The organism is Planococcus chinensis, assembly GCF_042681545.1.
GTDB classification, from domain to species: domain Bacteria; phylum Bacillota; class Bacilli; order Bacillales_A; family Planococcaceae; genus Planococcus; species Planococcus chinensis.
This window is the reverse complement of sequence record NZ_JBHUFW010000004.1, coordinates 637,436-650,543: the sequence shown is the minus strand read 5'-3', so window position 1 is coordinate 650,543 and position 13,108 is coordinate 637,436. Positions and strand designations below refer to the sequence as shown.

Genomic DNA, 13,108 nt, shown 5'->3' with positions numbered 1-13,108 from the left:
CAATGTTTTTCTCCCTTCTATAGCATATACGAATTTTGTAAGCGATTTCAACTATTGGCGGAAAATTTTATATTTTAGCTGCTTTCGGAAAGCATGAAGATGGGCATGCCGTTAGCCGCACCTATAAATTCCCTGCACAGTCCGGGTTACCTGCGCATGCAAAAAATAGTCACACTGGCGGAACTTCAAATCATAATAAAAAGGCTTCCAAACCGGAAGCCTTTTTTCATTCACTTTTTCGTTTTCGCCAGGAAGCGGTCCACTTCTTCATGGTGGGCGTCTTTTTCCCACAGTTCTGCGCAGCGGCGGACTTCCTGGTCAACGCGGCCTCTTAAATCAGCAGCAGTCCATTTGCGGATGGCTATCTCTTTATAGGCCCGATGGACTTCCGGACGGATTTTCTTCAGCGATTCCAGGAAATCGGCGATATCTGCATCCTCGCGTATGATTTTGGTGGCCCAGCCGATCTTTTCGAGTTCGCTTGAACCGAACGCACGGGCCTGCCCTAGCATCATCAGTGCACGGTCATGGGCAAGCGTTTCAAAAAGATACGTTCCGCCTCCCCAGCCACTTGTAATCGCCAAAGTCCCTTGAATAAATCCACATTTTGCATGTTCACGGACCAGCCGGAAATCGCACGCGGTCGCAATCTCGCAGCCGCCGCCGACTGCTGCACCATTGACGATGGCTATTACAGGAACCGGCAAGGTCTTGATGGCATACAGGACATCGCTCATGCGCTTCAGCATGCCGTATGCCTGCTCTTCTGTCCTCAACTCATGGAACACAGAGAGATCGCCGCCTGAACAGAAAGCCTGCGTGCCGGCTGCTGTAATGACGACAAACTGGATTTCTGAATTATGTACTTGCGCCACCATTTTTTCGAGCCCTTCCATGACCTCGGTGTTGATGGCATTTCGGATTTCGGGCCGGTCGATCGTAAAAGTCAGGACCGCATCCGCCACTTCGATTTTATACGACATGTCCCACCACTCCTCATTTTTGGATAGAGAAAAAGGCTATCGAGAGCCATGGCCTCTCAATAGCCTTTCAGCAGCAAATACTGTTTTATTTGCTTGCTACTACTTCTTTCCCTTTGTATGATCCACATGCTTTGCAGACGTGGTGAGCCAATTTCGATTCGCCACAGCTTGGGCAAGTTACCATGCCCGGCACTGACAATTTGAAATGTGTACGGCGTTTTCTTTTAACGGTTTTGGACGTTCTTCTAGCTGGTACAGCCATTGGTGACACCTCCTTACAATGATTCTATTCATCTGACTGATCAAAATACTTTGCTAAATCAGCAAGTCTTGGATCCGGTTTTGGTGGTGCTTCAGCTTTCTCGGCCTCCACTTGCTCATCTGTCGAATACGACCAGTCTTTGCCGCCTTTGATAACGGCTTCGTCTGCATCTTCCTTGAAGACCTGTATCGGTATCTCAAGCAAAATAAGTTCTTCGAGTACAGGCTGAAGATCAATCGTTTCAGCATCTACAAAATGAACATTATCATCCTTGCTTCCCCGGTCTTTTTCAGACCATGAGAATATTTCCACCGAATCGATGTCCACAGGGAATTCAACGTCTTCCCAAGTTCGTGCACAAGGCAAAATGAGCATGCCTTCGAGATGGAGCCTGCACGTGATTTGTTGCGAACCAATTGTGCAATGTCCTGTAACGCGGATGGGTGAAATATCGCGAATATCGCTATTGCGCTTTTTCACATCCTCCAATCGAACAGTCTGGTCAATTGGCATCCCGTCTTTGCGATGCTTTTGAAGCTGTTGAATCGCCATTTTCATAAGTATCACCTCTAAGACAACAAAGTTGATTATATAATGCACAGAAAAGGATGTCAAGATAAAATCTTGTCAGGGCAAACCCATCATCGGTATACTGTATTGTAAGTTTAACAAAGGGGCGGATCAAATGAAAGCTACAGGCATCGTTGTCGAATACAATCCATTCCATAACGGCCACCTGCACCATGCGAGGCAGGCAAAAGAAGTTTCAGGTGCGGATGCCGTAATCGCCGTGATGAGCGGACAATTCCTTCAGCGCGGCGAGCCGGCATTTGCGGATAAATGGGCACGCACTCAAATGGCGCTCGCCAATGGCATCGACCTTGTCTTCGAGCTGCCCTATGTTTATGCGACAGCGCAGGCCTCGGATTTCGCGAAAGGGGCCATCGCACTGCTGGATGCCGCCGGCTGCGAGTCTTTCTGCTTCGGCAGCGAGCAAGGAAGCATCGACCCTTTCCACGCCTCCTACAGCCTTCTCAGAGAGCACCGGGCGGCCTATGAAGCGTCTATCCACGAAGCTGTCCAAACCGGCATCAGCTACCCCAAGGCGCTGAATAAAGCCTATATGGAACTTACCGGTTCCGAATCGGGTTTTGCCGATCTGACACAGCCCAACAATATTCTTGGTTTCCACTACGTAGAAGCGGCAGAAAAAAGAGGGTCTGCCATGAAGCCGCTGACCATCCAGCGCATTTCTGCGGGCTATCACGATCCGGTCGACCGGAATTCATCGATTGCCAGCGCCACCGGCATCCGCAAAGCTTTTTTTGAAGAAGGATCGATCGAAGAAGTGTCCGCATTTCTGCCGGCGCCTTCCCTCGGGGTACTCCGAGCGTTCCATGCGGAATACGGAGCATTCGGCAGCTGGGAACGGTTCTACCCCTTGCTCCGCTACAGCATCTTGCGCGAGAAGCCCAAAAACCTCAGCCGGTTTTCGGAAGTCACGGAAGGCATTGAACACCTGATCTACGAAGCGGCCAAAAAAGAAACGGAGTTTGACGGGTTCATCCGCCGCATCAAATCCAAACGCTTTACCCGCACCCGGCTGCAGCGGATGCTGACGCACATCTATACCGGCTTCACGTGGGAACAGCTGCGCTCGTTCGAGGAGCCGTCCTACCTGCGGCTTCTCGGCATGTCGGAAACCGGGAAAAATTATTTGAACCAGAAAAAAAAGAATATCGCCCTTCCCCTCATCAGCCGGGCCGCCGATTTGGCGGACCCGATGGGAGAAGTCGATATCCATGCAAGTTTCATGTACGGGCTCGGGATGGGTTCAGGCGACATGAAAAAAGAATTCACCACCCCGCCCTGCTATTTCGGCTGAAGACCGTTCAAATATGCCAGGGCATCATCAATCGTTTTGACAGGCACCACTTTCATGTCGGTGCCTATTTTTTCTGCCGTTTTTTTGGCGACGTCGTAATTCGTCTCCTCCACACCTTCCGTTTCATCGTCGGGAGCAAAAAAGATCTCAATGCCTTCATTGTCCGCAGCCATCACTTTCTGATCGATGCCGCCGATCCGGCCGACTTTGCCGTCCGCGGCCATCGTCCCTGTGCCTGCAATATCATAGCCTTTGGTAATGTCCTCATCAAGCAATTGGTTGAGGATCTCCAACGTGAACATCAGCCCGGCAGACGGACCGCCGATTTCTTCCGAATCGATTTTAACTTCGGGAGTGGTTTGGATGGTCTTGTTCTCGACAAACGAGATGCCGAGCCCAATCCGCTCCGGCGCTGTCGGCAGCGGTGCGAGTTCGATCACATCGCTGATTTCCCGCTCTCCGCGCTTGAAGCGCACGTCCACCGCTTCCCCTTCATCCTTGCCGGCCAGATAGTCGACGAATTGGTCTTGGGTTGTGAACTCCTGTTCATCCACTGACAGCACGCGGTCGCCTGCAGCCAATACACCTTCCGCAGCTCCGCCTTCAAGGACATTCATGACATAGACGCCGTTATTGCTGATTTCATAAGGCTTTCCGGCTTGGTCGAACGCCACCTGCAAGGCATTGACCTGCGAGTCGCTCATCATTTTCAGTTGGCGGATATTGTATTCTTCGTCGCTTTCATGCGGACTCCGGACCTGGTCCGCCGGAAGGACTTTATAGCCATCCCTGAATTTTGCCATGACATAGAGCGCCGGTGTGGCGCCAAGCATTGACACCGTCATCAGGCTCAGTTCCCCCTGGTCATCTTCGTCTCCGCCGGCCACTTCCACAAGGGGACCAAGTTCATAAGCGCCTCCCGGACGTGTTATATAGGAATCCAGGGGATAAGATGACAACAGAACAGCTGAAGCTACCACAGCCGCAAAAAAAACCGTTTTTTTCTTTTTCATTGGATGCTCCCCTTCCTTCGGCAAAATGATAAAAAGCCACGAAACCCGTGGCTTACTTGTACTTCGACTTTAATGCTTCTTCAACTGCAGGCGGCACCAGGCCCGTTATACGGCCTCCATATTTCGCAACTTCCTTGACGATGCTTGAGCTGAGGAACGAATACTGGTTGTTTGAAATCATGAAGAGCGTTTCAATGTTCTCATTCAAAAAACGGTTCATCGATGTAATCTGCATCTCGTATTCAAAATCCGATACGGCGCGCAGCCCCCGGATGATAGCATTCGCTTTGACTTCAACCGAATAGTCGATCAGCAGCCCACTGAACGTGTCCACATCGACATTCGGAATGGATTCCGTGACTTCGGAAATCAAGCCCATCCGTTCTTCGACGGTGAACAGCGGATTTTTGGAGGAGTTGTTCAATACCACCACTTTGACTTCATCAAAAATCGTCGAAGCCCGTTTGATGATATCCAAATGCCCCATTGTAATCGGGTCGAAACTTCCTGGCACAACTGCAATTTTACTCAAAATCTTCTCCCTCTTCCCCTTTAAAGCGATAAATTGAAATGATGGTGCTACCGTATAATTCCTTCTTAAAACGCTCGTAATATTTTGTGCGGCTGCTGAGCTCGACATCTCTGTCATGTTCGCAGACGACGATCGAATCATCCGTCATAATGCCAAGCTCTGCTGCCTTGTCCATCAACCCGTATGCCTTTTCCATATGATAAGGAGGGTCCAGGAATAGAAGGCGGGCTTGGACGCCGTTTTTCTGCATCGCTTTCAGCGCCCGTTCAGCGTCAGCTTTGAACACTTCCGCCTGGCCTGAAAGCCTGGTCTTCTCCAGGTTTGCATGGATGGTCTCTATGGCTTTCCGGTCTTTGTCGGTAAAAATGGCCCGGTCGATGCCGCGGCTCAGCGCTTCAATGCCGAGGCCGCCGCTCCCTGCAAACAGATCAAGGGCATATCCGCCGTCAAAAAACGGGCCGATCATATTGAAAATGGATTCTTTCACTTTGTCTGTCGTGGGCCTTGTGGATGTGCCCGGGACTGCCTTTAGCGGCAGCCCTTTGACGGAACCTGCTACAACACGCATTTTATCGCCTCTTATAAACTGATTTTCTTGTGAAATGGACTTTCTTTAATGGTAAAATGAAATCTGGAAAGGACGTGGATTTATGATACAGCGTTTTATCGAAATAGGAGAAGGCTACGGAGATCTTTATGAACTTCGTGAACTGATCTCGACAAATCCCCATCGATTCAAGCATGGGTTTATTTTTGCTTCACCGACCAAGGAGGGCATTCCGACCTTGTCCGTCGCTGCTGCATTCGAGCCCGCTTCCGAAGGCGGCTTTATGCCGATCTACATATGCAGGGAAGGCATTCCGGAAAACTCCAAACGGCTGGGGATTTTCGAAGAAGCCGTGAAGAAGCTTGGCCACACCCCGATCAAAATGGATGTGAAGCATTCTTCGCATTTTGCTGAAAAACGGTTCTACTTCAGCCACCTGATTGCCATCCTTCGCCTGAACCACTTTATTCCGCCGATGCAATGATCAAAGGCCGATTTTGTAATCGTATTCTTTGGCTTTATCCGGTTTTGCGTTTTCATACTCGGTTTTCAGAAACGGCCGCTGCGATTCCAGCACTTGCTTGACATAGGGCAGCTTCAGTAGTTTCGCCTTGGTCGTTTCAATAACATCCTGGTCCATGTAGAGAACTGCATATTTAAGCTTGCGCGAAATGTAATGGACATGGCCATATTTGCGCAGCGATTTGGCTTGTTTCAAGTGATGCACGTAGACGATGAGGCCTTGGCGATCATGCATAATCATCCCTCTTTTCTTAACTTCTACAATACCATAGGAAAGAAACGGGCCGCAACTGAGGAAATCCGTCCGGGATAAGGCGCCGGCCGCTTCGTCGAACCCCTGCCCTTTGGGCACGATAGGTATTTCCGCACGTAAAACTAACACTCATAGCCGGAATTCGCTATAATGGCTTTAGTTGAATTTTCAAGGGGGGCACAAATCAACATGGGCAAAAAGACGAAAATAGGCTTTGCGGCCGTTGCTGTCGGCGCTGCCGCTTGGGCAGGCTCTAAAGCTCTGGCAAACCCGCAGGCACGGCCAAAAAAAGAAATCCTCAGCTATGAGTCGCCAATCGTATTGGCACATAGGGGAGGAAGCGCCATCGCCCCGGAGAACACGATGGCTGCTTTTAAAAACTCTGCCGGCTTCGGCGTACAAGGTTTTGAAATCGATATCCGCTTGACGAAAGATGAAGAAATCATTGTCTTCCACGATGAATACCTTGACCGCACCACAGACGGGGCGGGCAGAGTGGCGGAATACACGCTGGAGGAGTTGCGGAAACTGGATCTGGGGTATCACTTCCTGGCAGCCGACGGCAAGCATTCCTACCGCGGCAAAGGCGAAGGCGTGGTGACATTGAAGGAATTGCTTGAAGAATTTCCTGAGATGCACATCAATATCGATATCAAAGATTCTCCTGAAGCATATGAGGGCAGCTTGATGCCGTCAAAACTCTGGCGGCTGATCGATTCACTCGACGTCCATTCACGGGTCGTTGTGACAAGTTTCTATGATGAACAGATCGACCGCTTCAATCTGTATGCACAAAATCGTATTGCGATCGGGGCGGGCGAGAACGAAGTGAGGAAAGCCTTCACTGCTTTCAATAGCCAGTTCGGCCATCTTTACAAGCCGAGAAGCGATGTTTTCCAGATTCCGGTGCGCTCTTCCATGTTCCGTCTGGACCAGCCCCGGTTTATCGCATTTTTGGCAAACTTGAATATCCCTGTCCATTACTGGACGATCGATGCAGCCCAGGAAATCGAAGCCCTGCTCCTTGCCGGCGCTAAAGGCATCATCACCGACCGGCCGGACATCGCAATGGATGCTGTAAAGGAATTCCAAGAAAAAAACCAATAAAAAAATGTGCAACGTTGCCGTTGCACATTTTTTACATTGATCATCTTTTTGCATGAGTCCTGCACTCTTTTCAAAAGAACCGTTGCGAAATCCATTATGCAGAACAAGAGCAGCCGCCGCCGGTTCCGCAGCTCCCGCCACAAGAAGAATCGGACGAGAAGAAGGGATTGCTCGAAGGGATCTTGACCGCCTCGGAAACCGATCTCCCGATGATAAAACTGACTTGGTCTATCAGATCCTGCAGGCTGTTTTCCGCGAACCGCAGCTCCGCCACTTTTTCATTCAAATCGAGGCGGCGTTTGTCGATGCGGATCTGCTTCATCACCCGGCTATATTCCGGATGGTATTTGCCGAAGCGCTGCACTTCTTCATATTGGTCTTTCAATCTGGCAAATGCGGCAATCTCATCTGCAAGATTTTTATCATTATAGACGGCGTTATAGGCTGCCCGATATTGCTCAGCCTGCTCCGACTGTAAAATCATTTCGCTCAACTCTTCTGCAGAGTCAGTAATTTGCGCCCATTCATAGGTCATAAACATGTGTATTCCTCCTCTACACTCCCATAATAGCAGAAATACTCCCATTTTCATACATATTGAAAGGAATGGTTCCATGAATAGCTTAACTACCCAATTCGACCGCATTCTAGCAGACAGCACACCGGAAGATATTAAAATATTGACCGACTTCCTCACGAATTTCGAAAAGAAGCAGCGCGGGGAATTCGGAACGTACTTGAGCGCTTCTTTGAACATGACCAGAGAAACGGAGAACGGGACCAGCGCAGTATCAATCCCGAATACACCGTTCATCCATAACAACATCTCCATTCCGCATGGCGGGATACTCGCAGTCCTGGTGGATACAGCCATGGGGACTCTCGCTAATAGCGAAGCCCCTCCCGGCATGGCCGCAGTCACGACAAACCTTATGATTCATTACCTGGCCGTCGCCACTTCCGATACCATCACGGCGGAAGCCGCCATGATCCGCAAGGGCCGCCATACGATGGTGATCGAAAGCAATATCATCCAAGAAGACGGCAAGCATATCGCTACGGCTACAGGCTCGTTCTTCCTCGTCGAGAAAAAAAGCTGACCGCTTTTATTCCCCTTCGGCAGGTTCCGGTTCCTGCAGCAGCAGGATCTGGGTGTAATATTTTCCGAACGCCCCGACTCCGATTTCGTTGAACCGGTCGGATAGGATAGCATCGCGATGGTTTTCCGAGTTGATCCAGCCATGCACAGCCTCCATCGCATCGTAATATTGCGATGCCGTATTTTCGGCTGCACTTTCAAATTCAATCTCGGCTTCCGTCAGCCGGTTGTCGAGGCTTTCCAGCTCCACTTCCTCGCCCGAAGCCAAGTTTTTCTTGGCTGTATTCTGGCTATGGAGCGCAGCAAGGCTGCTTACGGAAGGATTGACGGCCAGCGCCTGTTTTTGATGGTGCAGGCGATAGACATTCGTCAAATCGATGATTTGCTTGGCATTCGCTTCGTCGATTGCGATTTGCAGCGTCGATGAAGGTTTGGTAATCGGCAGCAATTCGCCGGTGTACATCATGTCATAAGGCTGGTGGCGGATCAAGGTCTCGGCGTCCATAAAGCGGACAGCTTCGAGCGCATGATCCTCTTCGTCGATATACAATTGGGCATAGACATCTTCGAAACGCACCAATAAGCGCCTTTTGGTGTCTTCACCGCTTAAGCTGAACGTATAGATGCTGGAGCCGTATTTTACGGTGATTTCATTTTCTACTATTGTAAAACGGTACAGATCTTCTAGCTTCTGTCCAATTTCATATGGAGAAGCGTCCACTGCCGTGCCTGCAGCATATACTTGCACAATCTGCCCTTCTTTGACGCCCACCATCACGTAACTCGAGAAGGACTGGCTGTACACCCACCATTCATAGCCGAACGACGACGGCTCCTTTCGTGCCGGCGTCCCGTAGTCAGCCAGCCATGTTTCGGCCGGTTTGCCGACATAGGTTGATATCCCTTCAGTAGGGCGGTCCACTTCCAGCGGATCTTCCTCCAGGTCGTCGGCGGGCAGCGGATCCATCGTGACAGGGGCTTCCAGTGGTTCGTTTTCTTCAATAGATGTATCAAAATAAAAAAATACGATCAGGATGACCGATAGAAAAATCATGATGCGCAACAAGTTCTTCATTCTATCAGTCCCCTTCCGGCTCTATTTCATTAATTATAACAGCCGTCTGTATTCTGACACAATCTCGCCATTGCAACAACCAATATTTTCATCTATTATTAAAGAAGCGTGTAATCAGTTACGAGATAGAGGAGGAGATCCTATGTATTTTGAGAATACAGGACTTGAGGACTTGCGAGTAGATTTCGCATTGCTAGACGATATTATGAGAAGACATGGTTTGACCAAAGAAGGCCAATGGGATTACGAGCGCGTCACTTTCGACCGCAAATTCATCGTGCGCGAAGGAACCTATTATCTGCGTGTCTTCGCATATGCTGTTGACGGCGACATCGATTCAAACGATGCCATCGTCCACGTGATGAAGCCGGTACTTGGAAAGCATTACTACCCGCACGGCGTCGAGTACGGCGAAAGCGAGCATTTCCCAGAACACTTGGTTAAATCTTGCGTCGACGTATTGAAGGCGATCGAAACAGATCTTGCAGAATTCCGAATCAAAGCATAAACAAACCGCAGTTCATTCCTGAACTGCGGTTTTTTCTATCATCTTCCCTACATGTGCCGTCTCCAACTTGGTATAATAGGTTTATGAACAATTAAGGAGGATTGCAGTGAATAAGTGGTTTAATAAACGCGTGTTCACCATCGCCCTGGCAGTGGCGGTGTTGATTTTAATTTCCGTATACATATTGCCCATATCGATTCCGCTAATTATTGCTTTGCTGACAGCCATTCTGCTGGAGCCGCTTGTCCGGTTTATGCAAAATAAATTCAAATGGCAACGCAAATCAGCCGTCATATCCGTTTTCATCCTCTTCCTCCTGGCCATATCCGGCATCTTGTACTGGACGGTCACCCAGTTGATTGGAAGAATCATACAGTTTTCAAAAATGGTCCCTGAGTATGTGAATTCCATGACGGAAATGTGGAATGAAGTCCAAGCTTTCTTTTTCCGTTCGACGGAAGATATGCCGGTTGAAGTGGTTTCTTCTTTTGAAACCGAATTGGCCGGCTTTCTGGAAGGCATCCGGACATGGGTCGTCAATATCGTCAACTACGATACCGTGACCAACCTTTTGACCGGCATCCCTTCGTTTCTGGTCAGCTTTATCGTCTTCACGATTGCGCTGTTCCTGTTCATGCTCGAATTGCTTAATCTGAAAGAGATGCTCTTCAAACGATTGAAAGAAAGCACCGCTGAAAAAGTGCGGTTCATGGCTGCGCGGTTAAACCACGTGATTTTCGGATTCCTGAAAGCCCAGTTCCTGGTCAGTGTCATCATTTTCCTTGTTTCCCTGGTCGGCTTGTTCATCATCGTTCCTGAATATGCCATTGCCATGTCGCTGTTCATCTGGCTGATCGATTTCATCCCGATTCTCGGCTCGATCCTGGTGCTCTCTCCATGGTTCATCTATGAGTTCATCACCGGCGATATCGTCCTTGGCACTCAGCTTGCGGTACTGGCGCTGATCCTGCTGGTCATCCGCAGAACCGTCGAACCAAAAGTCATGGGCAGCCATATCGGCTTGTCGCCGCTTGCTACGCTCGTTGCCATGTATATCGGGCTTCAGCTCTTCGGCTTCCTCGGCTTTTTCATCGGTCCGCTGATCGTCATCCTGTTTACATCCGCCCGCGAAGCCGGCATGATTAAAGTCGATTTTAAAGTATAGAAAAAGGAGAACCCATGTTGGGTTCTCCTTTTGAGCTTGTAGACAAAAGAATAATTTTTCAATTCGATTAATAAAACTAATGGAAGCTGTGTAGGATCCTCCACTTCAGGCGGACGCTTTCCGCGGGCTCGCGCCGAACTAACTCGGACTAGCGTCCGAGTGGATTTCGGCACTTCGCTATCCCGCAGGAGTCGCCGCCTTCCGTTGCGGATCCTGAAGCCAGCGGCTTGTTCCCAGCAGGCCAAAGCAGGATTAATATTCTTATCTCCTCTATCAGATACAGATGATGCTCCCGACCGGGCTGGCTATGGAGACTCCTGTGGGAGCAGTAAAGGAGCGAAGCGACTGAGCGACTCGAGCTGAAGGCCCCGCAGGAAAGACATTGGTCGAAGCTTGCGAGGCCAAGTCTTTGCGACGAAGCTAGCGCAGCGATGCAGGAGCATGGTTTTTCAGTGACGAGGAGAATGAAGCCGAGCCCACGGAAAGCGAAGTGTCCAGCCCGGTCGGGCTTATGCATCTCTATTCATTCGAATTAGACTTTGTCTACAATCTGAAAGGAGAACCCATGTCGGGTTCTCCTTTTTTCTTATCCGCCTAAAATCGCTTTGAACACGGAAGTAGTGTGTCCGCCTTCGTAAATGACATACAGCAATAGATAGACCATGACTCCGGTGATGGCAGTAAAGAACCAAACGACACTTGTGACAGGCCCCAGTTTGCGGTGTTTTTCAAGGCGGTTCTTCAGTCCGAGCCAAATTGTGATCAGCCCCATGACCCCGCCTGTCGTCGCTAGTGTGATGTGGAAGATCAGGAAAATGGTGTAGAAAATCTTGTATTCGTCCGGTCCGCCAAAAGCGGTATTTCCGATAAATAATGTCCGTGAAACATAGATGATGAAGAACGTCAGCGCAGAAGCGCCAGCGGCCAGCATCATCTTTTTATGCGCTTCAATGCGGCGTTTGCTGATCAGGTACCAGCCAATCGCCACCAGTACAGCGCTCAAAACAATAAAAAACGTACTAATCGTCGGTAATAACGGCAAATTCATTCAAGTGATCCCCTTTAGCTTCATTAAGCATTATGTCTGTGGTACGCCATTTCTTTTCTGTCCTGCATAACTTTTTCAGTGATTTCGTCTGCATTGGCATTTTCGTTTCTTAACCATTCATAGAATACGAGCCACAGGAAGACCGTGAATACGAGTTCCTGCAACACTTTCATGACAATGCCGCCGGTGCGCTGGTCTTCAAGCGCGGACATCGGCGAGAATAATTCCGGGCCTGAGAGGCCTAATTGGGACAGTGTGCCAGCCGGCACACATAATGCCATTGCCTGCATCCACGCTTCTCCGTCTGTGTAGGTTGCATAGAAAGGATCTCCGCTGAAAATGATCAGCGCACAGGCAGGGGTCATCAAAACACTCAAGCCGAATAAATAAGCCAATTTTTTTAGCCCATGGAATTTATAAGAACCTTCCAAGGTATTGACGACCGGCCACCAATAAAGGATGGCAGATCCGAACAAGACCACATTGGCAGCCGCATGGAGCCAGCTGTTCATTTTCAGGAAGTCGAAAACGAGCGGAATGTGGTAAAACGAGAAAACCATGCCGAAAATGATCAGCGCCAGCATCGGCTTTGTGAAAAAGTCGAAAACCGGTTTAATGAACGGCAAGTTCACGAATGGACGCCAGATCCATGAAGGAATCCCCATGATCAATAGCGGCGGGATCAGCAGCAAAAGCAGCGCCATTGAAACCATATGCATGGTGAAGATGATATGGCCCAGCAAATCGATCGGGCCGCCCTTCACCAAATAAAGCAGGATCATGCCGGAAACAAAAAGAATTGCCTCACGCGCCTTTAAAGGTTCGCTGTCTTTGAATTTGTATCTCCACTTGGTGGCAACCAAAAAATATAAAATCGTAATTAGAACGAGAACTCCCAAGTACACTGGGCTCCAGAGCGCCTGGAATCCAAAAATACTGATCGGCATCATGCCTGATTACCTCCCTTTAACCTCAAGTACCCTCATTATATAGTGCCTCGACAGCTATATCAATGAACGAACTATGACAATTGCCGCCAAGAAAGGATTCCGGGCGGATTCTGCGGCTCAATTTCTGGCCAAAACAAAACCCCTCACCTAATAGGTGAG

The 13,108-nt window shown here is 49.4% G+C and carries 17 protein-coding genes; 6 read left to right on the top strand and 11 right to left on the bottom strand.

The window, feature by feature from the left end; genetic code table 11:
* Positions 1 to 230 precede the first annotated feature (230 nt).
* The 3 genes from ACFSDB_RS05515 to ACFSDB_RS05505 all read right to left on the bottom strand — a co-directional run bounded on the left by ACFSDB_RS05515 (position 231) and on the right by ACFSDB_RS05505 (position 1,803).
* Entirely contained in the window at positions 231 to 983 is a 753-nt protein-coding gene (locus tag ACFSDB_RS05515; protein WP_204892584.1) for an enoyl-CoA hydratase/isomerase family protein, read from the bottom strand.
* A gap of 85 nt (positions 984 to 1,068) precedes the next feature.
* Positions 1,069 to 1,245: a 50S ribosomal protein L32 gene (gene rpmF, locus ACFSDB_RS05510; protein WP_204892585.1), complete on the bottom strand. Its 177-nt coding sequence runs from the start codon at positions 1,243 to 1,245 to the stop codon at positions 1,069 to 1,071.
* A gap of 24 nt (positions 1,246 to 1,269) precedes the next feature.
* Entirely contained in the window at positions 1,270 to 1,803 is a 534-nt protein-coding gene (locus ACFSDB_RS05505) for a YceD family protein (protein WP_204892586.1), read from the bottom strand.
* Between the two features lie 127 nt (positions 1,804 to 1,930).
* On the opposite strand from ACFSDB_RS05505, the gene ACFSDB_RS05500 reads away from it, so the two are divergent.
* A complete protein-coding gene (locus ACFSDB_RS05500) occupies positions 1,931 to 3,130 on the top strand; it encodes a nucleotidyltransferase (RefSeq protein WP_204892587.1) in 1,200 nt (399 codons plus the stop codon).
* Here ACFSDB_RS05500 and ACFSDB_RS05495 read toward each other — a convergent pair.
* From ACFSDB_RS05495 to rsmD, 3 genes are read right to left on the bottom strand one after another with little or no spacing between them, the layout of a single operon-like run.
* Entirely contained in the window at positions 3,118 to 4,143 is a 1,026-nt protein-coding gene (locus tag ACFSDB_RS05495) for a SepM family pheromone-processing serine protease (RefSeq protein ID WP_204892588.1), read from the bottom strand. The genes ACFSDB_RS05500 and ACFSDB_RS05495 overlap by 13 nt on opposite strands.
* 52 nt (positions 4,144 to 4,195) lie before the next feature.
* Positions 4,196 to 4,675, bottom strand: a complete 480-nt coding sequence (gene coaD / locus ACFSDB_RS05490) for a pantetheine-phosphate adenylyltransferase (protein ID WP_204892589.1) — start codon at positions 4,673 to 4,675, stop codon at positions 4,196 to 4,198.
* Positions 4,668 to 5,243 (bottom strand): 16S rRNA (guanine(966)-N(2))-methyltransferase RsmD, encoded by a 576-nt coding sequence (gene rsmD / locus ACFSDB_RS05485; RefSeq protein ID WP_204892590.1) that lies wholly within the window; start codon positions 5,241 to 5,243, stop codon positions 4,668 to 4,670. The genes coaD and rsmD overlap by 8 nt, the downstream gene beginning before the upstream one ends.
* Before the next feature lie 82 nt (positions 5,244 to 5,325).
* Here rsmD and ACFSDB_RS05480 point away from each other — a divergent pair, with 82 nt between their 5' ends.
* Positions 5,326 to 5,706: a DUF7147 family protein gene (locus tag ACFSDB_RS05480; RefSeq protein WP_204892591.1), complete on the top strand. Its 381-nt coding sequence runs from the start codon at positions 5,326 to 5,328 to the stop codon at positions 5,704 to 5,706.
* On the opposite strand, the gene ACFSDB_RS05475 is transcribed toward ACFSDB_RS05480, so the two are convergent.
* Positions 5,707 to 5,979, bottom strand: a complete 273-nt coding sequence (locus tag ACFSDB_RS05475) for a YlbG family protein (protein ID WP_204892592.1) — start codon at positions 5,977 to 5,979, stop codon at positions 5,707 to 5,709.
* A 207-nt stretch (positions 5,980 to 6,186) separates the two neighbouring features.
* Between ACFSDB_RS05475 and ACFSDB_RS05470 the strand changes: the two genes are divergently transcribed.
* Positions 6,187 to 7,104 (top strand): glycerophosphodiester phosphodiesterase, encoded by a 918-nt coding sequence (locus ACFSDB_RS05470; RefSeq protein WP_204892593.1) that lies wholly within the window; start codon positions 6,187 to 6,189, stop codon positions 7,102 to 7,104.
* Between the two features lie 94 nt (positions 7,105 to 7,198).
* Here ACFSDB_RS05470 and ACFSDB_RS05465 read toward each other — a convergent pair whose 3' ends face one another.
* On the bottom strand, positions 7,199 to 7,645 hold the full coding sequence (locus ACFSDB_RS05465; protein ID WP_204892594.1) for a YlbF/YmcA family competence regulator: 447 nt from the start codon (positions 7,643 to 7,645) through the stop codon (positions 7,199 to 7,201).
* 73 nt (positions 7,646 to 7,718) lie between these two features.
* On the opposite strand from ACFSDB_RS05465, the gene ACFSDB_RS05460 reads away from it, so the two are divergent.
* Positions 7,719 to 8,204 carry a PaaI family thioesterase gene (locus ACFSDB_RS05460; protein ID WP_204892595.1) on the top strand — a complete coding sequence of 162 codons (486 nt, stop codon included), beginning with the start codon at positions 7,719 to 7,721 and terminating at the stop codon, positions 8,202 to 8,204.
* A 6-nt stretch (positions 8,205 to 8,210) separates the two neighbouring features.
* Here the strand turns inward: ACFSDB_RS05460 and ACFSDB_RS05455 are convergent, their stop codons facing one another.
* Complete coding sequence (locus ACFSDB_RS05455) at positions 8,211 to 9,278, bottom strand: CAP domain-containing protein (protein WP_204892596.1); 1,068 nt, start codon at positions 9,276 to 9,278, stop codon at positions 8,211 to 8,213.
* Positions 9,279 to 9,420: 142 nt separating this feature from the next.
* Here ACFSDB_RS05455 and ACFSDB_RS05450 point away from each other — a divergent pair, with 142 nt between their 5' ends.
* Together ACFSDB_RS05450 and ytvI are read left to right on the top strand one after the other, a co-directional pair.
* A complete protein-coding gene (locus ACFSDB_RS05450) occupies positions 9,421 to 9,786 on the top strand; it encodes a YugN family protein (protein ID WP_204892597.1) in 366 nt (121 codons plus the stop codon).
* Positions 9,787 to 9,892: 106 nt separating this feature from the next.
* Positions 9,893 to 10,951: a sporulation integral membrane protein YtvI gene (ytvI, locus tag ACFSDB_RS05445; RefSeq protein ID WP_204892598.1), complete on the top strand. Its 1,059-nt coding sequence runs from the start codon at positions 9,893 to 9,895 to the stop codon at positions 10,949 to 10,951.
* A gap of 586 nt (positions 10,952 to 11,537) precedes the next feature.
* Here ytvI and ACFSDB_RS05440 read toward each other — a convergent pair.
* Positions 11,538 to 11,999, bottom strand: coding sequence for a DUF420 domain-containing protein (locus tag ACFSDB_RS05440; protein ID WP_204892599.1), 462 nt, complete (start codon positions 11,997 to 11,999; stop codon positions 11,538 to 11,540).
* 23 nt (positions 12,000 to 12,022) lie between these two features.
* Entirely contained in the window at positions 12,023 to 12,946 is a 924-nt protein-coding gene (ctaG, locus tag ACFSDB_RS05435; protein WP_204892704.1) for a cytochrome c oxidase assembly factor CtaG, read from the bottom strand.
* Between the last annotated feature and the right edge of the window lie 162 nt (positions 12,947 to 13,108).